This window comes from Neorhizobium sp. BT27B (assembly GCF_050455485.1).
Classification (GTDB): Bacteria; Pseudomonadota; Alphaproteobacteria; order Rhizobiales; family Rhizobiaceae; genus Neorhizobium.
Genome location: NZ_JBCIYT010000005.1, coordinates 144,490 through 167,587, shown reverse-complemented (window position 1 = coordinate 167,587; position 23,098 = coordinate 144,490). Strand labels below are relative to the sequence as shown.

Annotated in this window: 20 protein-coding genes; 11 read left to right on the top strand and 9 right to left on the bottom strand. The window is 60.9% G+C overall.

Annotated features, from left to right (window positions below; translation table 11 throughout):
• Positions 1–15 precede the first annotated feature (15 nt).
• The 9 genes from AAIH70_RS15155 to AAIH70_RS15115 all read left to right on the top strand — a co-directional run bounded on the left by AAIH70_RS15155 (position 16) and on the right by AAIH70_RS15115 (position 10,963).
• Positions 16–537: a winged helix DNA-binding protein gene (locus AAIH70_RS15155; RefSeq protein WP_132274109.1), complete on the top strand. Its 522-nt coding sequence runs from the start codon at positions 16–18 to the stop codon at positions 535–537.
• Positions 538–671: 134 nt separating this feature from the next.
• Positions 672–2,756 (top strand): carboxy terminal-processing peptidase, encoded by a 2,085-nt coding sequence (locus AAIH70_RS15150; RefSeq protein ID WP_132274106.1) that lies wholly within the window; start codon positions 672–674, stop codon positions 2,754–2,756.
• Positions 2,757–2,980: 224 nt separating this feature from the next.
• Positions 2,981–3,976, top strand: coding sequence for an MsnO8 family LLM class oxidoreductase (locus AAIH70_RS15145; protein ID WP_132275792.1), 996 nt, complete (start codon positions 2,981–2,983; stop codon positions 3,974–3,976).
• A gap of 20 nt (positions 3,977–3,996) precedes the next feature.
• Entirely contained in the window at positions 3,997–5,334 is a 1,338-nt protein-coding gene (locus tag AAIH70_RS15140) for an LLM class flavin-dependent oxidoreductase (protein WP_165932022.1), read from the top strand.
• A gap of 64 nt (positions 5,335–5,398) precedes the next feature.
• Positions 5,399–6,586 (top strand): M20 aminoacylase family protein, encoded by a 1,188-nt coding sequence (locus AAIH70_RS15135; protein WP_132274100.1) that lies wholly within the window; start codon positions 5,399–5,401, stop codon positions 6,584–6,586.
• A 39-nt stretch (positions 6,587–6,625) separates the two neighbouring features.
• Positions 6,626–7,165 carry a GNAT family N-acetyltransferase gene (locus tag AAIH70_RS15130; RefSeq protein ID WP_132274098.1) on the top strand — a complete coding sequence of 180 codons (540 nt, stop codon included), beginning with the start codon at positions 6,626–6,628 and terminating at the stop codon, positions 7,163–7,165.
• Positions 7,166–7,176: 11 nt separating this feature from the next.
• Positions 7,177–8,967: an amino acid ABC transporter permease/ATP-binding protein gene (locus tag AAIH70_RS15125; protein WP_132274095.1), complete on the top strand. Its 1,791-nt coding sequence runs from the start codon at positions 7,177–7,179 to the stop codon at positions 8,965–8,967.
• 24 nt (positions 8,968–8,991) lie between these two features.
• Complete coding sequence (locus tag AAIH70_RS15120; RefSeq protein ID WP_132274092.1) at positions 8,992–9,930, top strand: ABC transporter substrate-binding protein; 939 nt, start codon at positions 8,992–8,994, stop codon at positions 9,928–9,930.
• A gap of 91 nt (positions 9,931–10,021) precedes the next feature.
• Complete coding sequence (locus AAIH70_RS15115; RefSeq protein ID WP_132274089.1) at positions 10,022–10,963, top strand: ABC transporter substrate-binding protein; 942 nt, start codon at positions 10,022–10,024, stop codon at positions 10,961–10,963.
• Between the two features lie 142 nt (positions 10,964–11,105).
• On the opposite strand, the gene AAIH70_RS15110 is transcribed toward AAIH70_RS15115, so the two are convergent.
• The 9 genes from AAIH70_RS15110 to AAIH70_RS15070 all read right to left on the bottom strand — a co-directional run bounded on the left by AAIH70_RS15110 (position 11,106) and on the right by AAIH70_RS15070 (position 20,426).
• Positions 11,106–12,044 (bottom strand): aldo/keto reductase, encoded by a 939-nt coding sequence (locus AAIH70_RS15110; protein ID WP_430034542.1) that lies wholly within the window; start codon positions 12,042–12,044, stop codon positions 11,106–11,108.
• A 63-nt stretch (positions 12,045–12,107) separates the two neighbouring features.
• The gene (locus AAIH70_RS15105; RefSeq protein ID WP_132274083.1) at positions 12,108–12,971 is read right to left on the bottom strand and encodes a VOC family protein; all 864 of its coding nucleotides are present in this window, start codon (positions 12,969–12,971) and stop codon (positions 12,108–12,110) included.
• A gap of 19 nt (positions 12,972–12,990) precedes the next feature.
• Positions 12,991–13,593 carry an alkylhydroperoxidase domain protein gene (locus AAIH70_RS15100; protein WP_430034539.1) on the bottom strand — a complete coding sequence of 201 codons (603 nt, stop codon included), beginning with the start codon at positions 13,591–13,593 and terminating at the stop codon, positions 12,991–12,993.
• Positions 13,594–13,607: 14 nt separating this feature from the next.
• Positions 13,608–14,204 (bottom strand): CMD domain protein, encoded by a 597-nt coding sequence (locus AAIH70_RS15095; RefSeq protein ID WP_132274078.1) that lies wholly within the window; start codon positions 14,202–14,204, stop codon positions 13,608–13,610.
• Positions 14,205–14,220: 16 nt separating this feature from the next.
• Positions 14,221–15,258 carry a putative FMN-dependent luciferase-like monooxygenase gene (locus AAIH70_RS15090; RefSeq protein ID WP_132274075.1) on the bottom strand — a complete coding sequence of 346 codons (1,038 nt, stop codon included), beginning with the start codon at positions 15,256–15,258 and terminating at the stop codon, positions 14,221–14,223.
• Positions 15,255–16,907, bottom strand: a complete 1,653-nt coding sequence (locus tag AAIH70_RS15085; protein WP_132274072.1) for a dipeptide ABC transporter ATP-binding protein — start codon at positions 16,905–16,907, stop codon at positions 15,255–15,257. The genes AAIH70_RS15090 and AAIH70_RS15085 overlap by 4 nt, the downstream gene beginning before the upstream one ends.
• Positions 16,907–17,797, bottom strand: coding sequence for an ABC transporter permease (locus AAIH70_RS15080; RefSeq protein ID WP_132274069.1), 891 nt, complete (start codon positions 17,795–17,797; stop codon positions 16,907–16,909). Before AAIH70_RS15080 ends, AAIH70_RS15085 begins: the two co-directional genes overlap by 1 nt.
• The gene (locus AAIH70_RS15075) at positions 17,794–18,738 is read right to left on the bottom strand and encodes an ABC transporter permease (RefSeq protein WP_132274067.1); all 945 of its coding nucleotides are present in this window, start codon (positions 18,736–18,738) and stop codon (positions 17,794–17,796) included. Before AAIH70_RS15075 ends, AAIH70_RS15080 begins: the two co-directional genes overlap by 4 nt.
• A 59-nt stretch (positions 18,739–18,797) precedes the next feature.
• On the bottom strand, positions 18,798–20,426 hold the full coding sequence (locus AAIH70_RS15070) for a TIGR04028 family ABC transporter substrate-binding protein (RefSeq protein ID WP_132274064.1): 1,629 nt from the start codon (positions 20,424–20,426) through the stop codon (positions 18,798–18,800).
• 400 nt (positions 20,427–20,826) lie between these two features.
• Between AAIH70_RS15070 and AAIH70_RS15065 the strand changes: the two genes are divergently transcribed.
• Together AAIH70_RS15065 and AAIH70_RS15060 are read left to right on the top strand one after the other, a co-directional pair.
• Positions 20,827–22,146 (top strand): LLM class flavin-dependent oxidoreductase, encoded by a 1,320-nt coding sequence (locus AAIH70_RS15065; protein WP_132274061.1) that lies wholly within the window; start codon positions 20,827–20,829, stop codon positions 22,144–22,146.
• A gap of 78 nt (positions 22,147–22,224) precedes the next feature.
• Positions 22,225–22,893, top strand: coding sequence for an RBBP9/YdeN family alpha/beta hydrolase (locus AAIH70_RS15060; protein WP_430034535.1), 669 nt, complete (start codon positions 22,225–22,227; stop codon positions 22,891–22,893).
• The last annotated feature ends 205 nt before the right edge of the window (positions 22,894–23,098 follow it).

The following is a 23,098-nucleotide window of genomic DNA, read 5'->3' as shown; positions in this document are numbered from 1 at the left end:
TTTCCGGAGGAGATCATGTCCAAACCTATCGACACACTCGGCCCGATCGTCTCTTCGGAGCATCTGGCGAGCGGTGCGCTTCCAGCCCTTTCCGAGATCGAGTTCGGCCTCACCATGCTCAACCATGCTTTCAGCCGCTGGATGGTGCGCTGTATGGCGGCGGCGGGCGTGCCTGATCTGTCACCGGTCGATATTCTCGTCCTGCACAACATCAATAGCCGCAACAAGCCAAAAACGCTGGCCGACATCGCGCTCGTCCTCAACATCGAGGATACGCATGTCGTGACCTATGCGCTGAAAAAGCTGGAGCGGCTGAAGCTGATCAAATCCGGTCGTCGCGGCAAGGAAAAGCTGGTGATGGTGACGGAAGCCGGATCGCAGGCCTGTGCCCGCTACAAGTCGACGCGAGAAAGCCTTTTGGTCAAGTCATTGCTGGCGACGGAAGTGTCTGCCGAGGCGCTTTCGGAAGTTGCGGCACGGCTGCGTGCACTCTCCGGTCATTATGATCAGGCCGCCCGTGCTGCCGCCTCGCTCTGATTTTCAAGGTGATTTCATCGGATCTCGTCATGGATAGCCTGCGTGCGCTCCCTTTCGTGAGTTGCCAAAACGCCCCAATTGCTCCACCTACACCTCAAGGACAATCCCGATATTGCAAACGAGGTCATAGCTGAATGCAAATACGATACGGTCTTATCGGCTTAATTCTTTCGCTTGCAACGCCCGCCTATTCGTTGGAACCGAAGCAGCTGCCGGAACTGGCGCCGGTGGAGCGACAGGCGCAGGCGGCCCATCTGAGCGCGCAATTCCTGACGCGTTATGCCTATAAATCGGTTCCGCTCGACGATGCCTTGTCGGGCAAGATCATGAACCAGTTCATCAAGTCGCTCGATCCGGACAGGATGCTGTTCGCCAAGGCTGACATCGATGCGTTCATGGCCGACAGCACGAAGATGGATGACGCCATTCTCGGCGAAGATCTGTCGATCCCGTTTTCGATCTTCAAAACCTATTCCCAGCGTGTCGTCGATCGCATGACCTATGCGCAGAACCTGCTGAAACAGGATTTTGATTTCACCGTGCAGGAAGAGTTTTCGATATTGCGCGAAGATGCTGCCTGGGCCGGTTCCGAGGAGGAAAGCCATGAGCTGTGGCGCAAACGCGTCAAGAGCGACTGGCTGCGGCTGAAAATTGCCGGCCAGAACGAAGAAACAATTCGCAAGACGCTCAACAAGCGCTACCAGAACATTCTCGACCGCATTTACACCTATAAGAGCGACGACGTCTTTCAGTCGTTCATGGCGGCCTATACGACGTCCGTCGATCCGCACACCGACTATTTCGGCGCGCGGGCGGCTGCCGAATTCGATATCTCGATGAAGCTTTCGCTGGTTGGTATCGGTGCGGTGTTGCAGGACCGCGATGGTTACACGACGATCCGCGAGCTTGTTGCAGGTGGTCCGGCGCAGCTGTCCGGCAAGATTGCGGTCGGTGATCGCATCATCGGTGTCGGCCAGGGCGAAGAGGGCGCGATCGAAGAGGTCGTCGGCACCCGCCTCGATGAAGTCGTGCAGTTGATCCGCGGCAAGGAAGATTCCGTTGTCCGGCTGGATGTTCTGCCGGCCGACGCTGGTGAAAGCGGCACGCACCGTGTCATCAGCCTGGTGCGTGAAAAGATCAGCCTCGAAAAACAGGCGGCCAGCAAGGCCGTTTTGCCTGTCGAAGACAATGGTGTCGCGCGCAAGATCGGCGTGATCACGCTTCCTGCTTTCTACGAGGATTTTGAGGCACGGCAGAAAGGCGACAAGAACTATCGCGGCGCCAGCCGTGATGTTGCCAAGCTGCTTGAGGAGCTGAAGCAGGAAAATGTCGATGGCGTTCTGATCGATCTGCGTGACAATGGCGGCGGCTCGCTCTCCGAGGCCGTCGAAATGACGGGCCTGTTCGTCGGCAAGGGGCCGGTGGTCCAGCAGCGCAATGCCGAAGGCGAAATCAGGATCGAAAGTGACGATCTGCCAAAGCCCGCCTGGACCGGCCCGGTCGGCGTTCTGATCAACCGTGGCTCTGCATCCGCCTCCGAGATTTTTGCAGCGGCGATACAGGATTACGGTCGTGGCGTGGTCATCGGTGATCCGAGCTTCGGCAAGGGCAGCGTTCAGACCGTCGTCAATCTGGACCGCATGGTCAAGAACAGCGATGCTGATCTCGGTGAACTGAAGCTGACCATCGCGCAGTTTTTCCGCGTGAATGGTGGCACGACGCAGTTGCGCGGCGTGACCCCCGATATCAATCTGCCGGCGCTGGCAGACCCGAAGGCGTTTGGTGAGGCGAGCTATGACAATGCTCTGCCATGGACGCAGATCAAGCCCGCAAAGCACAAGGCCTCAGGCGATTTGAAGGCGCTGGTGCCGCAATTGCAGGAACGCCATGACGCACGCGTTAAATCGGACGCTGATTTCCAGCGCTTTGTCGAGGATGCCAACGAACTCAAGGTCCAGCGCGAAAAGCGCACCGTCTCGCTCAATGAGACGGAGCGCCGCAAGGAAATGGCTGCCCTGACGGAGCGTCTCAAGGCGCGCCAGCAGGCCGATGGCACGCCGCCGCAGGACGATGACGGCCTGCAGTCGAACGAGCGCAGCTTGAGTGCGGATCTGGCGATGGAAAATGCGCGCAAGAACGCCAAGGACGTGCTTCGCAATGAGGCGGTTGCCATCGTTGCGGATCAGGCGGATCTCTCGGGAGCCACTAAGCGCCCATAAAAGCAGGGAGGCCGCTTCCTGCTGTGCCATGGCGTGTCCAGGCGTCACAGCGAGAAGCGGCTTTCGTCCGCTGTTCCGTTTTGCCGGTTCCAAATTGCTCGTTCAATCCGACATGGAGAAAAGGATTTTCTCTCCTTGCCGCGTCAATCGGAATTAACGCCCTTCATATTACACTAAATCAGTAGACAAATAGATGCATGATCGAAACTGCCAACGAGGCGACGATGTATGCATTGAGCCTGCTCGACAAGAGCCCGATATTTTCCGGAGAAAGCGCGGTCGTGGCATTGGCCAACACGGTCAAGCTGGCAAAGCGGGCGGAAGAACTCGGTTATCACCGTTTCTGGGTGGCCGAGCATCACGGTAGTACCGAACTGGCCAGCTCCGCGCCGGAAGTGCTGATCGCCTGGATCCTGTCGCACACCTCGCGCATCCGCGTCGGTTCCGGCGGCGTCATGCTGCAACATTACAGTCCCTACAAGGTGGCCGAGGTTTTTAACGTGCTGTCTTCGCTGGCGCCGGGGCGCGTCGATCTCGGTGTCGGCAAGGCGCCCGGAGGGCTGCCGCAATCGACCTCGGCGCTGCAGGCCTATCGCGCCGAAAAACCGGATTTCGCGGCGCAGCTTGCCGAGTTGCAGGCATATCTCGCGCATGCGCTGGATGCGCAGCGGTCGGCAGAGCGTGCCTTTTCCGGCCCGCAGCCGCTGGTGGCGGCCGAGCGTTTTCTGCTGGGTGCCAGCCCGGACAGCGCACGACTGGCAGCGACGCATGGCTGGGATTTCGTTTTTGCCGGGCACCTTAATGGCGACCCGGAAAATCTGGCGCTCAGCCTCAAGACCTACCGTGAACAGAGCGGCGGCAGGTCGCCGATCCTGGCTTTGGCGGCCTACGCCTCAGAAAGTGCCGAGGATGCGGCAGCGCGGGTGTCGGAACTGAAAATCTTCAAGGTGTTTCTCGACAACGGCCAATCGGTCAGCCTCGGCCGTCGTGAGCAGGCGGAAGAGTTTGCGCGGCAGGCCGGAGCCAAGGATTTCCGCATCGAGGAGCGCAAGCCGAGCGTGCTGCACGGCACGCCGGACAGCATCCACGCCGAACTTTCACGCCTTTCCTCACTCCACGGCATCAAGGAATTCATCCTCGAACCGCCGGCCGTCGGCACCGACCGGCGACTGGCATCCATCGAGCTTCTGGCGCGCAAGCCTCTGTCTGCTGCAGCCTGACTTCCAAAAGGAGACATCTGATGACCAAGAAGATCACTTTCGGCATCATGCTGCAGGGCGCGGGCGGCCATATGAATGCGTGGCGTCACCCCAAAAGCCCGGTCGATGCCAGCGTCAACCTCGATTTCTTCAAGACGAACGCCCTGAAGGCGGAAGCGGCGGGTATTGCCTTTGCATTCGTTGCCGATGGGCTCTACATCAACGAAAAGTCGATCCCGCATTTCCTCAACCGTTTCGAGCCGCTCACCATCCTCTCGGCGCTGGCAACAGTGACAAGCAGGATCGGCCTCGCCGGCACGGTCTCCACCTCCTATAGCGACCCTTTCACCATCGCCCGACAGTTCGCCTCTCTGGATTTGATCAGCGGCGGACGCGGCGGCTGGAACGCGGTGACGACGCCGCTGGAAGGGACCGCGAAAAACTACAGCCGCAACCACCCGGAACATGCGTTGCGTTACGAGATCGCCGACGAATATCTGGAAGTCGTTCGTGGCCTGTGGGACAGTTGGGATGACGATGCCTTTACCCGTGACCGCGACAGCGGAAAGTTCTTCGACCGGGAGAAACTGCACACACTGGGTCACAAGGGCCGGTTCTTCCAGGTGGAAGGCCCGCTCAATATCCAGCGTTCGCCGCAGGGCCAGCCGGTCATCTTTCAGGCCGGGTCTTCGGATGCAGGTGTGGGACTTGCCGGCAAACACGCCGATGCGGTGTTCACCAACGGCGTTTCGCTGGAAGACAACCAAAGTTTTTCACGCCGGGTCAAACAGTCGGCGGTGGCGCAGGGGCGCTCTGCCGATGACGTCAAGATTTTCCCTGGCATAGGCCCGATCATCGGCCGGACGCAGGCCGAGGCGGAAGAAAAATACGAGGTCATCCGCAACCTGATCTCGATCGACGAGGCACTCGCCTATCTTGGCCGTTTCTTCGATCACCACGATTTCAGCGTCTACGATCTCGATGCGCCGTTCCCGGAACTCGGTGATATCGGCAAAAACAGCTTTCGCTCGACGACCGACCGCATCAAGCAGGTGGCGAAAGAGCAGGGGCAAACGCTGCGGGAAGCCGCGCTGGCAGCCGCCACGCCGCGCGAAGGTTTTGTCGGCACGCCGGATGCGGTCGCCTCGAAACTCATCGAATGGTTCGAAAACGGCGCGGCCGATGGCTTCATCCTCGGTTTCCCGGTGATTGCCGAGGGGCTCGACGATTTTGCCCGTTTCGTTCTGCCGATCCTGGAGGAGCGCGGTTATTTCGACCCACAACTGAAGGGCAGCACGCTGCGTGAAAACCTCGGCCTTCCATACCGCCAGAGCGTCTATGCGGGAGCCGGCGGCGAGGTCGAAAAAGCCCGCGCATAACACTCTGAAAAGGTGAACCAGCCGGCGGCAAACCGTCGGCACCAACCTTCGGAAAGCGAAAATCATGAATATCCATATTGACGGCGCGCGTCATAGCGACGACGCCGAACGGTCGATCCTTGCCTTCATCGATGAACTGGTGGCGATCCGGCGTGATCTGCACCAGTACCCGGAACTCTCCTTTCACGAGGGGCGCACTGCAAAGGTCATCGCCAAATATCTGCTCTCCTACGGCTACGAGGTGACGGAGGGTGTGGGCGGTTACGGTGTCGTCGCCACGCTGCGGCGCGGCAATGGCGACAAGCGGCTTGGCATTCGCGCCGATATCGACGCGCTGCCGATCGAAGAGGCGACGGATCTTCCCTATGCCAGTCACAATCCGCGCGTCATGCATGCCTGTGGACACGACGGTCATACGACCATCCTGCTGGGGGCTGCCCGCTACCTTGCCGAACACGGCCGTTTTTCCGGCACGCTGACGCTGATCTTTCAGCCGGCGGAAGAGGTGGGAGCCGGCGCGAAAAAGATGATCGAGGACCGGCTGTTCGAGCGGTTTCCGGTCGATGCAGTCTTCGGACTGCACAACTGGCCGGGCGTGACGGCAGGGCAGTTCGGATTTGTCGAGGGCCCGGCCATGGCATCGGTCGATCAGGCGCTGATCCGTATCATCGGCAAAGGCGGCCACGGCGCTTCGCCGCATGAAACGGTGGACCCGGTTCTCGCCTCGGCCTCCTTCATCACCGCCCTGCAGAGCATCGTCGCCCGCAATGTCGATCCGCTGGAAATGGCGGTGCTGACGGTCGGATCGATCCATGGCGGATCGGCCTCCAATGTCATTCCCGACAGCGTCGAGCTGAAGCTGACGGCGCGCGCCTATTCGCCGGCCGTTCGTGACCGGCTGGAAGAGCGGGTGCCTGCGCTTGCCCGCGCCCAGGCCGAAAGTTTTGGGGCGGAGGCGGATGTCAAATACCGCCGGGGTTTTCCGCCCGTGATCAACCATGTCGAGGAAACCCGGTTCGCCCGCCGCGTCGCAGAGGATGCGTTTCCGGCGGATCAGGTGGCGGTCGATTTCCGGCCGCGCACGGCGAGCGAAGACTTTGCCTACATGCTGCAGGCGCGCCCTGGCTCCTATCTCTTCGTCGGCAATGGCGACAGCGCGCCGCTGCACAGCCCGCTTTACGATTTCAACGACGACATCATCGCGCCCGCCGCCCGCTACTGGGCGCGGCTGGCCGAGACCTTTCTGGCGTGAGCGCCCGAAACCATCGCTCGAAACATGGGAGTGCGACCTGTGAGTGATCGCTTTTATTACACGACGCTGATCGATCCGCTGGCGCGGCCGCTGATCGAGGAACTGACCTTCGAATATGACAGCCGTTACGGCACGTTCTTCCATGCCGAAGGCGCGACCAAGGAGATGAACCGTTACGGACCGGAGGTTTTTGCGCCACCGCACGGTAATTTCGTGCTGCTGCTGCGCGATGGTCAGGCGATCGCCGGTGGTGCCTTCATGCGCCACCAGGATGAGGGCACGACTGAGGTCAAACGTGTCTGGACCCATTCCGGTTTTCGTCGCCAGGGGCTGGCCAAACGCGTGCTGGTGGAACTGGAAGAGCAGGCTGCTCGGCAAGGCTATAACCGCATCTACCTGACGACCGGCTTTCGCCAACCGGAAGCGGTCGGCCTCTATCTCACCAATGGCTACACGGCGCTCTACGACACCACCGCCGATCCCGAGACAGTTCGCCAGCTTCCTTTCGAAAAGCATCTGACAGCCGGCAATTTTGCCGCCGCGCCGACCGGCCGGGTATCCGCCCTGCACGGCGCTTAAGGAAACCCACGATGACGATCACGACGGATTTCAACGACATCCCGGTGGATGAAAACCGCAAGGCGGCGGTCAAACGCGGCGATTATTCCCATTACCGCGTTGTGCCTGCCCGTTATCCGGCCCGCACGATTGGAACCGTTTTTGCGCTTCTGGTCATCGCCGCAACCGTGCATTCCGTTCTCGGCAATCCGCGCTGGGGCTGGGACGTGTTTGCCGAGTGGTTTTTTGCCGAACCGGTTCTGGTCGGCCTCGGCCGCACGCTGCTGCTGACGGCGCTGGGCGCCCTGTTCGGTTTCGTGCTCGGCACCGGGCTGGCGCTGGCGCGTGTCTCGCGCTCGCCGCTTCTGGCCGGCGTGTCATGGACCTATATCTGGATCTTTCGCTCGATCCCGCTGATCGTGCTGCTGCTGATCCTCAACAATCTCGGTTATCTCTACGAGACGATCACCGTCGGCGTGCCCTATACCGGCATCAACTTCATCAGCTGGAACACCACGCAGCTGATCACGCCGTTTGCCGCCGCTGTTCTCGGCCTCACGCTCAATCAGGCGGCATTCGCATCGGAAATCATCCGCGGCGGCATTCTGTCGGTGGATCAGGGCCAACTGGAGGCGGCCTCGGCGCTCGGTCTGCCGCGCCACCGGCAGGCATCGCGCATCATCCTGCCGCAGGCCATGCGCTCCATTCTGCCCACCGCCTTCAACGATATCATCGGCCTCGCCAAGGGCACGTCGCAGGTCTACATCCTCGCTTTGCCGGAACTGTTCTATACGATCCAGATCATCTACCGCCGCAATCTGGAAGTCATTCCGCTGCTGATGGTGGCCACCGTCTGGTATCTGGTGATCCTCACAGTCCTGTCGATCATCCAGCATTATATCGAGCGGCATTATTCGCGCGGTGCGCTGCGCAACCCACCGCCATCGATTTTTTCGGCGCTGTCCCGCCGCTTCATCCCGGCACGCGCTGCCGTAACGGCCAGCGACGAACCGGTGGTACGGGCAGCAACAAAACCTGTCGGCCGCAACCCGCTGCATGCCAATGGCGGCGAGGTGACGATCCATGGCGTTTCCAAAAGCTTTGGGCCGCTGAAAGTGCTCGACGACGTGTCTTTGCGCATCCCTGTCGGCAGCGTCACCACCATTCTTGGCCAGTCCGGTTCGGGCAAATCCACCCTGCTGCGCTCGATCAACCATCTGGAACGCGTCGATGAAGGTTTCATCGCCATCGATGGCGAGCTGATCGGTTACCGGCAGGATGGCGAAACGCTTTATGAGCTGAAGGAGAAGGACATCCTGAAACGCCGCGTCGAAGTCGGCATGGTGTTCCAGAATTTCAATCTCTTTCCGCACCTGACGGCGCTGGAAAACATCGTCGAGGCGCCGGTCACGGTGCGCGGCCTGCCGCGCCGGCAGGCGGAGACTGAGGCGCTCGATCTGCTGGCCCGCGTCGGGTTGGCCGACAAGGCTCATGCCTATCCGCGTCAGCTGTCGGGCGGCCAGCAGCAGCGTGTTGCCATCGCCCGCGCGCTCGCGCTCAAGCCAAAAGTGCTGCTGTTCGACGAGCCGACATCGGCGCTTGACCCGGAACTGGTCGGCGAAGTGCTCGACGTCATCAAGGAACTCGCCCGTTCCGGTGCCACGCTTGTCATCGTCACCCACGAAATCGGCTTTGCCCGTGAAGTCTCCGATCAGGTCGTCTTCATGGAACAGGGCCGTATCCTTGAAACCGGCACGCCGGACAAGGTTTTTGGCCAGCCGGATCATCCGCGCACGGCCGCCTTCCTCGCCAAAGTCCTTTAATCAAAACAATAGGAAACACTCAGGATGTCATACAGAACACGACTTCTCAGCATTGCCGCCGGCGGCCTCCTGTCGCTTTCGGCGGCGCTTGCCACGACCGCACATGCGCAAGGCCCCGATCTTTCTCCTGAACAGAAAGACCGCGTCCGCGCCGAAAAGGTCGAGGCCGCAGCCAAGCTGGTCCCCGCCGATTTCAAATTCGTGACGCCCGGAAAACTGACCGTCGCCTCCATCCCCGGTCGCCTGCCGTTCGCGGTTTATGCGGATGACAACAAGACCCCGGTCGGCAGCGAGCCGGACATCGCCCAGCTGGTTGCCGACAGTCTTGGGCTGGAGCTGGAACTGGTGCCGATCGCCTGGGCCGACTGGCCGCTCGGCGTCACCTCGGGCCGTTTCGATGCGGCGATCCACAACATCACCGTTACCGAGGAGCGCAAGCAGAAATTCGATTTCTCGACCTACCGCACCGATCTGATCGGCTTTTACGTGCCGCTCAACAGCAAGGTTCAGAGCATTTCCAAGCCGGAAGATGTCGCCGGCCTGAAGGTGATCGTCTCGTCCGGCACCAACCAGGAACAGATTCTGCTGCGCTGGATCGAAGCCAACAAGGCCAAGGGCCTCGCTCCGAGCGAAGTGCAGTATTACGACGATGAGGCCGTGCTCGACGTGGCGCTGCAGTCCGGCCGCGCCGATGCCTATCTCGGCCCGAACGCCACCTCGGCCTTCAAGGCGGCACAGGAACAGAAGACGAGGCAGGTCGGCACCTTCTCCGGCGGCTGGCCGGAAACCGCAGAAATCGCCGTCGCCACCAAGAAGGATGGCGGCATTGCAGAGGCGATCACCACCGCGCTGAATGCCCAGATCGAGAATGGCAATTACGCCAAGGTTCTGGCCCGCTGGAACCTGTCGGCCGAAGCGATCAAGCAGTCGCGCACCAACCCGCAGGGTCTGCCCAAGAGCTGATGCCGACAATGTCCGGGTCGGGGGACACGGCCTGACGGGGTGCGGGCTCTCTTTCGGCCGGCGCCCCAATCCTTTAATCGGATGAACAATCATGACGCTTCACAGGAATATTGGCCGGGCGATTGTCGCCGGCCTCCTCACGCTGCCGCTTCTGGCCCATGGCGCCTTGGCCGCGGGCGACATTTTCGATCTCTCGCCGACCCAGGCCGGGCGGGTGCGCGCGGAAAAAGACCCGGCGGCGATCGCCGCGATTGCCGCCGATTTCAAGTTCGTCAACCCGGGCAGGCTGACGGTCGCCGTCTCGCCGGGCGGCCCGCCGCTTGCGACCTATGCCACGGACGCAAAAACGGTCGTCGGGGCAGACCCGGACTATGCGCTCGCCATTGCCGACAGCCTTGGCCTCGAACTGGAATTGCTGCCGGTGGCCTGGGCAGATTGGCCGCTCGGCCTTGCATCCGGCAAATATGATGCGGTCATTTCCAATGTCGGCGTGACCGAGTTGCGCAAGGAAAAATTCGATTTCTCCACCTATCGGCAAGGCCTGCACGGTTTTTTCGTGAAAGCGGATAGCGCCATCAAAGAAATCAATGAGCCGAAGGATGCCGCCGGCCTGCGCATCACCGTTGGCGCCAGCACCAATCAGGAGCGCATCCTGCTCAAATGGAGTGAGGAAGATGTTGCGGCCGGCCTGAAGCCGATCGAACTGCAATATCATGACGACGAGGCAGCACGTGTGATTGCGTTGCAGGCGGGGCGTGTCGACGTGATCGTGCAGCCGCATGCGCAGCTGGTCTACATCGCCGCGCGCGACAAGAGCATCAAACGGGTCGGCACGCTATCGGCCGGTTGGCCGGAGCGCTCGGATGTCGCCATCGCCACCCGCAAGGGATCAGGGCTTGCGGATGCGCTGACGCTGGCGACCAACAATCTGATCAGGAATGGTGTTTATGCCAAAATTCTCGATCGCTGGCAGCTCGCGGAAGAAGCTTTGCCGGAGTCACGCACTAACCCTCCGGGCCTGCCTAAAAGCTGAGCCGCGTCTCGGGAAACAGTAAGCTTTCCTAGAGACAAAATCGCCAACAAGACGGCAGTCAAGCAGGCTGCCGTCTCGATCTGATCGGATGCGGACAATTCTACAAAAGGGGCAATTGATCACATAGGCGCAATGATGATGCTCAAAACTTGATGATGCCATCCTGCACGAGTGCATCCCAGAAACCGTCCGGAATGTGCTGCCGGCTTGCCTCTATTGTCGGCTCCACCTTGGCAAGCGTCTTGGTCGACCACAGAACGGACAGCACGGAAGGGTATCGCATTCCAAACTGCAGGACGGCGGCGTTCTCCGATATGCCAAACTCGGCGCATCGGGCCTGGAGTTTCTGGCGAAACGGTTCGTTTTCGGGCGTGAAATAACGGCCGCTGCCAAAAGGAGAGGCGGCGATCACACCCGTGCCACGCTCCTGGCAAAGCGAGATGACGGCTTCTGCTCCTGCATGATCGGCCAAGGAAAAGCCGCCGGCAAACAGCAGAAGATCGATATCGTAGCGCTCCAGAAATGCCATGGCGATTTCCGGCGTGTTGGCCCCGACACCCACCATCCTGACACGACCATCTTCGCGCAGGTCGAGCAATGCCGGCATGCCGGTTTCAAGCGCCGCCTCCATGCCGCCGTCACAGATCGAAAGTCCGTGCATGTAAGCGATGTCGGCTGACGGAATGCCAAGCCGGTGCAGCGATGTTTCGAAAGACGCGGCGATGCCGTCTGCACTGTAGTCGCAAACAGGTGTGAAACCTGCATGATGCGGGTAATGGCGTGTCACGCCCGGCTTGCGCGAAAATGGGTCGAGATTGACGCCGACCTTGGTGGAGAGAAGATAATCTTCACGCTGTTGCCAGACGAGACCATGACCGAGGCGACGCTCGCACAGACCGCTGCCGTAATAGGGTGCGGTATCGAAATAACGGATACCGGCATCCCATGCCTTTTGCAGGATGTCTTCTGACTGCTTGTCCCCTTCACGTCCTGCGAGCCCACTCCAGCTGGAATTGCCGAGAGATAGTTCGCTGAACCAGGCCTCGTGACGCGGGTGTTTTCTTTTGCGTATGGATGTCATGCGATGCAGCCAAACGGTGACGGCGCGCCGGCGAGCGCATCCGTCACCGCCGTGGCTATCTCCCTAGTTTTCGGAAAACTCTATGATCGTGCCGCTGGCATCATGCGGTTTCACGGCAATGCCGCCGCGCGGTGTCGTCTCGAACGGAACACCGTGATTGAGGAGCACGTCCTTCGTTCGCGTGAGGTCGCGGACCTTGATGCGAAGTCCGGCAAAACCGTTGGCCGGCGTGCCTGAAATATCGATGCCCGGAAAGAGTTTCTGCGCAGCCGCCCTGTCGAGGAACAGAAGCGGTGCCGAGTTTTCGCCGGTTATCACGCGATAACCACCTTCTGCCTCGCTCACCTCACCTGCCGCATAGAACCGCGCATAGGTTTCTGCGGTCTTTCGTGGTGTCTCGCTGATACCGACGATGCCGCCAAGTGCTACCGCACCATTGGCATGCTGCTGCAGTTCAGGTCGCCACACCATGTCGCGGGTTTCGTGCTGGCAGAGGAAGAAATGCCCCAGCGGCACTTCCTGCGGATCAAAGGTCAGTGTCCGGAAACTGGCTATGCCTTCGCCACCACCGGGCAAGGGGAGCGGGCGGGAAAAGGCGCTGACATCGCCCGTTTTGAGCCCAAGTGCATCCAGCGCCGGTTTGGCGGCATCCGCGCTTGCTGTGCGGTTGGCGATCGCCTGCAGTCCTTCGCCGTGGCTTGCCAGACTTTGCCGCTGCGGGATGTTGAACTCGGTTTCGCTCACCACCCCGAGCAGTTCGAGATAATCATCGGTGAAGATGATCGTGTAATTGGCCGTTCCCTTTTGCGGGCTGTGCAGCCCGCGTGGAGACAGCGTGAAGCCGAGCCGTCGATAGAGTTCGGCGCTGGCATCGAGATCATGGACCAGAAGATAGGTGTGATCCACGCCAAGAACGGGATGCGTCATGGGTGTTTTCCTCGGTCGGTCAGGCGGCAGGTGTCGGCTCGCCGAGCGAAAGCATCAGGCGGTTCGCCCAGTTGAAGAAGGAGGCGCCGTGAACGACGTCGGAAATCTCCTCGTCGGCAAGACCTGCGTCACGCAGGCGTTTCACATGCTCGCTTCCGAAAGCAGGCGGGGTGGCGCTGAGCGCGACCGAGGCCGCAACGATTGCGTTCCAGCGTTCGCCCAGATCTGTTGAAACGCCGTCGTCCAGAAGGTTCTGAACGTCTTCGGTGCGCTTCGAATATTGCGAGGCGAAACGGGAATGCACTGACGCGCACAGAATGCAGCCGTTAAGGCGCGAGGCGGCGGTGGCCGCCAGTTCGCGTTCGGCACGCGGCAGGCCGTCCTTGGTGTTGTAGAAGATGTCGTTGTCGGTCTTGGTGCGCGCTTCCAGAATGTCTGGATCGCGCACCAGCAATGCGAAATAGCCGTTCTTGGCGCGCGCCTTGTCGACCAGCGCTTCATAGTGGCGGTCGGTCAGCTCGTCTTCGGTAAGTGGCGGTAGCCACGCGGTCCAGCCAATATGCTCCTGCGTGAAGGCGACGGGCGGATTTTCGATGGTTGGTTCAATAACGGTATCGGTCATGTCAAGAAACTCCGTCAGGCTGCGGCGAGCGTCTTCAGGCCCGCGACGACGCGGATCTGGAAGGCAAGGAAGGACACGAGCTGCGACAGCGTGACGATGCCGGTCGTGCTCCAGCCGGCGGAAAGCAGTGCCTGCAACGCGGCCGGGCTTGCCTCGCGCGGACGGAACACCAGCAGGTGCGCATGGTAAAGTGCCGCCGCCAGCTTCTCGCCAAGCACATCACGATCGGCAGGGGTGATGTTCAGAGCCGGGCCATCTTTGTTTTCGGAGCTCAGCGGGCCTGCCGGATAATGGCCATAAGGGCCGTTGGCGCCGTTCAGCTCGGCCAGTCCCTTGACGGTTGAGAGGAGCGTGGTGCCATTGTCCAGGCTTGCCAGTTTTCCTGCGTAGAAGTCGGCGATGTCCGTCTGCCCATGCAGAAGAGCGACGAATGTCGCAACCGCAAAGCGCTCCGCAAGAGAGACCTGGCTCACATCGGCCGGCTCGAACAAGGCAAGCCAGCTTTTCTGGGCATGTTCGCGAGTGATGGGGCGGCGGGCGCGCAGGCCTTCGGCCTTCGAATCCGGCGTAACGCCGACCAGATGGTCGATGATGTCGATCGTATCGGTCATGACAGTCTTTTCTCTGTTACTGGGCAGCGACAAGGCGGGGTTCGGAAGAGCGATCCCAGCCGAGCTTGGGGGCGACTTCGGCCGCGATCAGCTCTATCGAGCGGAGGATTTCCGCATGCGGCGGATCGATGGAATGGACCTGGAAAACGATGTCGGTGGAGCGGGCGAGCGCGGTGTCGGCCTTCAGCGAGGCGATCACGTCGTCCGGCGTGCCGACATGGCTATCGAGCGCCTTAATGAGATCCTCGACGGTCTCGCCCGGAATACGGTGGCCTGCTGCCGCAAAACGGTCGGCAACGCGACGCAGGCCGGTTTCGGCAAAGGCCAGCGCGCGCTTGCGGTCGTCGGCGACGAACAGGCTGCGCGAACCGAGAATACGGGGAGCACGGCCTTCCGGCAGCCCTGAAAGATAGGCGTCGATGATCGGGTTCTGGATTTCGTCCAGTGTCGCATCCGGCTTGTCGGCGGGGCGGGGCTGGGTGCGCGAGAGCATCAGTCCGTCGCCGCTGAGGCCTGCCAGGCGGGCACCATTGGCGGAGAAGGTGGCCAGCCAGACGCGGTCGAGCAGGTGCGGGGCATCTGGATAAAGCACGTTGCCAGCCTTGAAGGCCTTGCCGGCCCAGGCATCGCGCACGATCGCCAGATTTTCGGCATAAACCTCGCCGCGCCGATCGGAATCGATGCCAAAAGCGTCAAAGGATTCGCGTGTGCCGCCGGTGCCGAAGCCAACTTCGAGACGTCCGTTCGACAAAAGGTCGAGCACGGCGGTGTCTTCGGCGGCGCGAATGGCATTTTCCATCGGCAGCGTGATGACACCGGTACCGAGGCGAATTCTGGAGGTGCGAGCCGCCACATGCGCGAGGAAAACCGCGGGCGCGGGGAGGCCGCCTTCGTCGGCGTGAAAATGGTGTTGGGCAATCCAGGCGCTGTCGAAACCGTTTTCTTCGGCATGGATGATCTGTTCAGCCGCGAGGCGATAGCGTTCGCCGGCCGGCACGTCATCGAGAAGGCGTGTGAAAAAGCCCAGGCGTTTTTTGGCAATGGTGTTTGTCATGACAATGGTCCTGCTGAAAAAGCATGTCGCGAAATGTCGGCATGCGGAAATTTCGCGCCGGGAATGGCGTCGATAAGCTCGCGCGTGTAGTCGCTGGAGGCGGCTGAAAAGACCTGCTCGACCGTGCCGTAATCGACCTGACGGCCGTTGTGCAGCACGGAGACGGTGTCGGCGATCTGGCGCACCACGGCGAGGTCGTGCGAAACGAACACGTAAGTGAGGCCAAGGTCGCGCTGCAGTTCGGCGAGAAGATCGAGGATCTGCGCCTGCACGGTGACATCGAGGGCCGAAACCGCTTCGTCGAGAACGACCACTTCCGGTTCCAGAACCAGAGCGCGGGCGATTGCCACGCGCTGCCGCTGGCCGCCGGAAAGCGCGTGCGGCAGTCGTGACAGAAGGGTCGTCGGCAGGCCGACGCGATCGGCGATCGCAGCCACACGACGGTCACGTTCCTCGCGGGCAACCGGCTCGAAATTCAAAAGCGGTTCCTCGATGATGGCCCGCACCGTCTGGCGTGGATCGAGCGATGCCCACGGGTTCTGGTAGACGAGCTGTACCTTGCGACGGAACTGCCGCAGATCCTTCGAATTCAGGCTGCCGACATCGAAATCGCCGATGCGGATCTGGCCGCCTGTCGGTTTCTGGAAACCGGCAATCGCGCGGATCGTCGTGGTCTTGCCGGAACCGGATTCGCCGACGACCGCGTGGGTGGTGCCGCGCGGCACGGTGAAGGAGATATCGTCGACGGCGCGAAACGTCTTGCCCGACGGCAGATTGAAATCCTGCACCAGATTGCTGATGGTCAGCGCCGCCGGACGGCCCGGCTCGATCGGTGCGCGCGGTTTCGCCGCTGCCAGAGACGGGGCATCGGACAGCAGCTTTCTGGTATAGGCGCTTTGCGGGGCCGCCAGCACATCGGCGGTCTTGCCCTGTTCCTGAATGCGTCCGCCCTGCAGCACGATGATTTTGTCGGAGCGGTCGGCTGCAACACCGAGATCGTGGGTGACGAGGAGGACCGCGGTGCCGTATTGCCGGCGCAAATCGTCGATCAGATCGAGGATGCGGCGCTGCACGGTAACGTCGAGCGCCGAAGTGGGCTCGTCGGCGATAATCAGCGCCGGCCGCAGCGCAATGGCGATGGCAATCAGCACGCGCTGTTTCATGCCGCCGGAAAGCTCGTGCGGATATTGTTTGGCGCGCAATTCGGGTTCGGACAGGCCGACATGCGTCAACAGTTCGATGACACGGCGATCGGCCTCGCGTCGGCTGATGCGACCGTGGATGCTGAGGATTTCCCGCACCTGCTCGCCGATCGTCGCGACCGGATTGAGCGAATTGCCGGGGTCCTGCGGCACGAGGCTGACGACGGCGCCGCGAATGTTGCGCAGCCGCGCATTGCTCCAGCGCGAAATATCCTCGCCGTTGAGAACGATCGCTCCGCTTTCGATGCGGCCGTTTTCGGCCAGAAGACCGATGACGGCCTGCGCGGTTGAGGTTTTGCCTGAGCCGCTTTCACCGACCAGGGCGACCACTTCGCCGGCATTGACGGAGAAGGAGACGCCATGCACCACGGTGGAGCGGATGTCTCTCTGGCTGTAGGAGACGTTGAGGTCGCGGACCTCGAGAACGGGTTTGTCGGATGCGCTCATCATGCGCTCCTTCCATTGGTCTTGCCGATAGACTGGCTGATGCGATTGGCCGACAGCACGACGGCGACAACGACGAGGCCGGGGGCTGCCGTCAGCCACCATGCGGTGGCCAGATAGTTGCGGCCCTCGGCGATCAGCAGGCCCCATTCCGGTGTCGGCGGTGGCGCGCCATAACCGAGAAAACCGAGCGTCGAGATCTGCAGGATCGCCCAGCCAAACTGCACGGCCGTGTAGGCGACGACCGAGGTCAGCGAGTTGGGCAGAATGTGCCGCCACAGAACCTTGCCGAACGTGCCGCCGGAGCCGAAGGCGGCTTCTACGAATTCGGCATTGCGGACGCGCACCACCTCGGAGCGCATCAGGCGGGCGAAACCGGCGATCGCGGTGGCACCGACCGCAATGGCGGCGTTGATCGTGCCAAAGCCGAGAAGGATGATGATGCTGAGCGACAGGAGCAGTGTCGGGATCGACAGCAGCACATCGACGAAACGCATGATGATTTCGTCCACCCGGCCGCGCACCGAGCCTGCGAAAAGCCCGAGCCCCGTACCAACGACGAGGCCGACGCCGACGGCGGCAATGGCGCCCGAAAGCGAATGCACGGCGCCATGCACGATGCGCGAAAACAGGTCACGACCGAGCGAATCCGTGCCGAGCAGATGGGCGGCGGATGGCGCTTTCAGCTGGCCGCCGGGCACGCCCTGCAACGGATCGTAGGCGGTGAACAGGCCGGGGACGAGCGTCCACAGCAGCACGGTGGCGATCACCAGCCATGCCAGCGCCAGACCATAGGGAAAGTTGAGAAGGATCGACGCGAGGCTGCGGGAGGTTCCTGCACGTTTCGATCGCTTGCCGGTGTCGAGATCGGAAAATGTGTCTGCGGTGGTCATGCCGTGGCTCCGTTCCGGGTTCTGAGGCGCGGATCGAGCAGCGGATAGGCCAGATCGACGGCAAGGTTGATGGTGACGAAGGCGGCGGCCGAGATGACGACGACGGCCTGCAGAACAGAAAGGTCCTGATTGCTGACGGCCTTTTCGGTGAGGCCGCCGATGCCGTTGAGGCCAAAAACGGTTTCGGTGACGACGGCGCCGGCCAGAAGCTCACCGAACAGCACACCGGCAATGGTCAGGACCGGCAGGATGGCGTTGCGGGCGACATGCCGCCACAGGATGCCGATTTCACTGGCGCCCTTGGCACGCGCGACAGGCACGAAGGGGCGGGTGCGGATCTCGTCGATATTGCGGATGAGGATCTGCGCCAGCGGCGCGGCGATCGGGACCGCCAGCGTTGCGACCGGCAGCACGACGCTTTCCCAAGGGCCGGGATTGATCACCGAGACCAGCTTCAGGCGGAAGGAAAAGATCTGGATCAGCATGATCGCCAGCCAGAAGACCGGCACCGAGATGAACAGTGACGGCAGCGATTGGATGAGGTTCTTGAGCCAGGCGAAAGGCGCCATGGTGGAGAGGAAGGCAATGAAGACGGCGAGAATGGTTGCCGCCAGAAATCCGAGGCCGGCCAGTTTCAGCGTCGGCGGCAGGTTGGTCGCCAGCTGTGCAGAGACCGGCACGCCGGCCTGCATGGAATATCCGAAATCGCCCTGCAGGAAGTTTGCGAATGTGTTGGCATATTGGACCAGAAGCCCGGAATCGATCGCATAGGCGGCGCGAATTTCCCGGATCTGGTCGGCGCTGAGGCCGAATTCGGGGTTGAGGAACTTGATCAGCACCGCATCGCCGGGCATGGCCTGCAAAAGTATGAAGGACAGCGTGAAAGCTGCCCACAGGACGAGCAGTGCCTGTCCTATCCGTCCGACGACGTAGCGTGACATATGGGTCTCTCCGGGAAAGGGCGGGACGGCCAGCCTTCAGGCGGCCATCCCCTTGCTTCTTACTTGTCGAGCCAGGTGCTGTAGAAGGACGGGCGTCCAACCGCTTCAAAAGCGATGCCCTTGACATAAGGCGCGCCGGCAAAGGCCTGCGGCTCTTCGAAGATCGGCACGGCATAGGCCTGATCGAGAACGTAAGCCTGCGCATCGGCAACCGCCTTCAGGCGCTTTTCACGATCCGGCTGGGAGGCGATCTCGTCGAGGATGGCGTTCAGCTTGGCGTCGGAGAAGGTTTTCACCTTGTCGCTGGTGCCGCCCTGCTGCAGCAGCTGGTTGCGCAGCGTCGGGTAATAGAGGCTTTTCACCACATCGGGATCGGCGCGGCCGACCATGGCGACTGCAATCGGCGTCTTCAGCGGGTCGAGTTCATCGACGACCTTGCTGCCGGCATCACCGGCCAGAACGTTGAATTTTACACCGATCTTCGACCACTGCTGCGCGATCAGCTGCAACACGGCCTGGCTCTGCGGCTGCGGCAGCGATGCATACGCCGTCAGCACCAGCTTCTGGCCATCCTTTTCGCGGATGCCGTCGGAGCCCGCCTTGAAGCCCGCTTCGTCCAGCAGCGCCTCTGCCTTTTCAAGGTCGAATTCCAGCTTGTCGGTCTGCGGCACGTAACCGATCGCAGTGGACGCGAGGACGGAGGTTGCCTTCGGATAGTTCTTGGAGAAGATCGTCGAAATGATCTCGTCGCGATTGACGGCAAGCGACAGGGCCTTGCGCACCTTGACGTCGGCAAGGAGCGGGTTGTCCGGACGGAAGGCGATGGAATTGTTCATGCCGCGCGTGCCCGGCGCGTAGATGGTAAAGCTCTGGGCTTCCACCTGGCCTTCGTCATAGGCCTGGATCTGGCGGATGAAATCGGCCTGGCCGGCCAGCAGCGCGCCGATACGCACGCTGTCTTCACCGGTGACGATGTACTTGATCTCGTCGAGATAGGCGCGGCCCTGATGCTCCAGCTTGGCCGGACCCCATTTGTAATCCTCGCGGACTTTCAGATCGAGCGTCTTGCCGATCGTTTCGGCGGCCACGACAAACGGGCCTGAGCCGATGATCTTCGTCGCGTCACCCAGCTGCTCGAAAGGCAGTGCCAGCGTGGAGAGCGATACAATGCCGGAGCCGATCACCGAGGTGCCCTGCAGGAAGCCGGGCGATGGCTTCTTGAAATAGAATTTCACGGTCAGCGGATCAATGACTTCGCTGCGCTCGTAATTGTTGACCACTTCCGAGATAGGCTTCTTGAGCGCCTTGTCGCCAAGACCGTAGGTATCGAAATTCTTGGCGATCACGGCAGCATCCACCGGCGTGCCGTCGGAGAAGGTGATGCCCGAGCGCAGCTTGAACGTATATTCCGTGGCATTCTCGTTGATCTGCCAGGATTCAGCCAGCCAGGGCTCGATCTCCAGCGTCTTCGGGTTCTGATAGGTCAGCTTGTCGGTGATCTGGTTGAGAATGCCGCCATTCGGATAAAAACCGCCGGCCGGCGAATAGAGGTTGGTGTGCGCCTGCTGCTCCAGATAGACCAGCGTGCCACCCTTTACCGGCGCATCGGCTGCTCGGGTCAGGGCTGGTAGGGCGGTGGCCGCGAGCAGGCCGAGGCTCAGGGCGAGAATTTTGCGGTAAGGCGTCATGGTCATTTCCAGCGTTGATGGATGACCTGAGCCTACTCACTTGTGACGTTTGCCCATGGCTTTACTATTCTATTTTGCGACGCTGCCGGGAATGTTTCTTTTGTTAAAAGCGGACTCTGCGACAGAGTTATTCCGCATTGCAAAATTTCGGCTCTGAAAGGGACGTCGGCGGTGCGGTGATGGGTTGATATTGCGCGTATAATAGGATGACGGCATTGGGTCGCATCACAAATTCTAAGGAAACGGCTGGAAATAAAAGATTTTTCCTTTGTGGAAGACGACGCAGGGGGCGCTCTTGCATAAGGCGAAATGCGCGCCAACATCTAAATGGTCAACGTCGCAGCGCACAATATTTGCGGTCGAAACAGTATCTCTTCTCCTCTCACGTCATAGAGCAACCATGTCCAAGAAGCTGCATCTTACCGCATTCATGAGACCCGTCAGCCTGCATACGGGGGCCTGGCGTTATCCCGGCTCTTACGCGGATGCGAATTTCAATTTCGCCCACCTGAAGTCTTTTGTTAGAAAACTGGAAGATGCCAAATTCGACGCGTTCTTCATGGCCGACCATCTGGCGGTGCTGAATATGCCGACGGAAGCGCTCAAGCGCAGCCATACGGTCACATCTTTCGAACCGTTCACGCTCCTCTCGGCGCTTGCCGCGGTAACCGAAAAGATTGGATTGGCGGCGACCGCTTCCACGACGTTCGACGAGCCCTATCATGTGGCCCGCCGCTTTGCCTCACTCGATCATATCAGCGATGGTCGTGCCGCCTGGAATATCGTCACCACCTCCAACCCGGACGCCGCCCGCAATTTCGGTATGGACGAGCATGTCGAACACGCCGACCGCTATCGTCGAGCGCGGGAATTCTATGATGTGGTGACTGGCCTGTGGGACAGCTTTGCCGATGACGCGTTCATTCGGGATCAGGAGAGCGGCATCTTCTTCGATCCGGAAAAGATGCATGTTCTTGCCCACAAGGGCGAGGAACTGCAGGTGCGCGGCCCTCTCAACATCGCTCGCCCGGTGCAGGGATGGCCGGTGATCGTGCAGGCCGGGCAATCCGAACCGGGCCGGCAGCTGGCAGCCGAAACGGCCGAAGCGGTCTTTTGCTCGCCGCGGGATATCGATGCGGCCAAGACGCTCTATGCGGATATCAAGGGACGCATGGCGGCGATCGGCCGGGCGCCCAACCATCTGAAAATCCTGCCCGCTGCCTTCATCGTCATCGGCGATACCGTCGAGGAGGCAAAGGCCAAGCGCGCCAAGCTCGACAGTCTCGTTCATTATGACAGCGCCATCGCCTCACTTTCGATCGCGCTCGGCCACGATGCCTCCGGTTTCGATCCTGACGGTCCTCTGCCGGCAATTCCGGAAAGCAATGCAAGCAAGTCGGGTCGCGAAACCGTGCTGCGTCTGGCCGAACAGGAAAACCTGACGGTCCGCCAACTGGCGCAGCGCTATGGCGGTTATGCCGGCCTCGCATTCGTCGGCACGCCGCAAACCATTGCCGACGAAATGCAGGAATGGCTGGAACAGTCGGCGGCGGACGGATTTACGATCGCATTTCCTTTCCTGCCGCAGGGGCTGGACGACGTCACCGGGCGGCTGGTTCCTGAATTGCAGCGCCGCGGCCTTTTCCGCCAAGAGTATGAGGGCACGACTTTGCGCCAGCACCTTGGGTTGCCACGGCCGGTGAACCGTTTCTTTTCCTAAAGCGATAGAGGCGGGCAGGAACCGTCGATTGACTGTCATCCGGTAGGTCAGAAAAATAATCTACTAATGTAATGGTTTTTGGGCCGCCTTTCGCTGACCGCGCCGATCGCTCGATTAAGATCAGGAAGACGATCATGGAAAAGCGAAATGGCACAAACGCTTATTCTCCCCGGATTTAACGGTTCTTCCGACGCGCACTGGCAAAGGATCTGGGCGAGCGACCGTCCAGGCTCTTTGGTCGTCGAGCAGCACAGCTGGTCATGTCCGACCTTGTCGGATTGGCATGAGAAGCTTGATGAGGCGCTGTCGATGACCGACGGCGCCTTTCTTGTTGCCCACAGCCTTGGTTGCCTTCTGGCCGCCAGTTATGCGGATCGGCCTTTGGCTGGAAAGATCGAAGGGGCATTGCTGGTCGCACCGTGCGCGCTCGATACGGCAACCATGATGCATCCCTGCCTGGCAGGATTTGGATCGGAGCCTCTGAGCGTCCTGCCATTCCCCAGCATTCTCGTGGCGAGTTCGAATGATCCTTACATGAGCGGCGCGGAAGCCCAGCGCCGGGCGCTTTTGTGGGGAAGCGAGCTGGTCAGTATCGGCGCGGCAGGACATATCAATGTGGAGAGCGGGTTCGGTCGGTGGTCGCAAGGGTATGACCTGCTCGATCGCCTCTTCCATGCGTCGCACCAGTCACGGCAATCTCTGGTGAGCGCGCCACGCCGTTATGCCGGCAACTCTTCTCTACGCTGACCCCTCTGCCGTCACGACGCGGCCGCATGTCGCTTAAAAGGTGACTTTTCGCGCCAGTTGGTGTGGCAAATGGCCTTGGAAATGCGCGCTTTAGGAGTAAGCATATTTTTCATCAGATTCGCCTGCGGCCCGAGCCCTCCATTCCTGACCGCATTCAAACCATCATTCCGACAGGCCGCCGCGCGTGGTCGCAAGAAGACCGAGT

Bases quoted from the DNA above. Each gene is read 5' to 3' on its own strand.
- AAIH70_RS15065 (WP_132274061.1), top strand. From the start codon at position 20,827: ATGTCCAAGAAGCTGCATCTTACCGCATTCATGAGACCCGTCAGCCTG.
- AAIH70_RS15075 (WP_132274067.1), bottom strand. From the start codon at position 18,738: ATGTCACGCTACGTCGTCGGACGGATAGGACAGGCACTGCTCGTCCTG.
- AAIH70_RS15070 (WP_132274064.1), bottom strand. From the start codon at position 20,426: ATGACGCCTTACCGCAAAATTCTCGCCCTGAGCCTCGGCCTGCTCGCG.
- AAIH70_RS15090 (WP_132274075.1), bottom strand. From the start codon at position 15,258: ATGACAAACACCATTGCCAAAAAACGCCTGGGCTTTTTCACACGCCTT.
- AAIH70_RS15080 (WP_132274069.1), bottom strand. From the start codon at position 17,797: ATGACCACCGCAGACACATTTTCCGATCTCGACACCGGCAAGCGATCG.
- AAIH70_RS15150 (WP_132274106.1), top strand. From the start codon at position 672: ATGCAAATACGATACGGTCTTATCGGCTTAATTCTTTCGCTTGCAACG.
- AAIH70_RS15095 (WP_132274078.1), bottom strand. From the start codon at position 14,204: ATGACCGATACGATCGACATCATCGACCATCTGGTCGGCGTTACGCCG.
- AAIH70_RS15120 (WP_132274092.1), top strand. From the start codon at position 8,992: ATGTCATACAGAACACGACTTCTCAGCATTGCCGCCGGCGGCCTCCTG.
- AAIH70_RS15115 (WP_132274089.1), top strand. From the start codon at position 10,022: ATGACGCTTCACAGGAATATTGGCCGGGCGATTGTCGCCGGCCTCCTC.
- AAIH70_RS15145 (WP_132275792.1), top strand. From the start codon at position 2,981: ATGTATGCATTGAGCCTGCTCGACAAGAGCCCGATATTTTCCGGAGAA.
- AAIH70_RS15135 (WP_132274100.1), top strand. From the start codon at position 5,399: ATGAATATCCATATTGACGGCGCGCGTCATAGCGACGACGCCGAACGG.
- AAIH70_RS15085 (WP_132274072.1), bottom strand. From the start codon at position 16,907: ATGAGCGCATCCGACAAACCCGTTCTCGAGGTCCGCGACCTCAACGTC.
- AAIH70_RS15100 (WP_430034539.1), bottom strand. From the start codon at position 13,593: ATGACCGATACCGTTATTGAACCAACCATCGAAAATCCGCCCGTCGCC.
- AAIH70_RS15105 (WP_132274083.1), bottom strand. From the start codon at position 12,971: ATGACGCATCCCGTTCTTGGCGTGGATCACACCTATCTTCTGGTCCAT.
- AAIH70_RS15110 (WP_430034542.1), bottom strand. From the start codon at position 12,044: ATGACATCCATACGCAAAAGAAAACACCCGCGTCACGAGGCCTGGTTC.
- AAIH70_RS15125 (WP_132274095.1), top strand. From the start codon at position 7,177: ATGACGATCACGACGGATTTCAACGACATCCCGGTGGATGAAAACCGC.
- AAIH70_RS15140 (WP_165932022.1), top strand. From the start codon at position 3,997: ATGACCAAGAAGATCACTTTCGGCATCATGCTGCAGGGCGCGGGCGGC.
- AAIH70_RS15155 (WP_132274109.1), top strand. From the start codon at position 16: ATGTCCAAACCTATCGACACACTCGGCCCGATCGTCTCTTCGGAGCAT.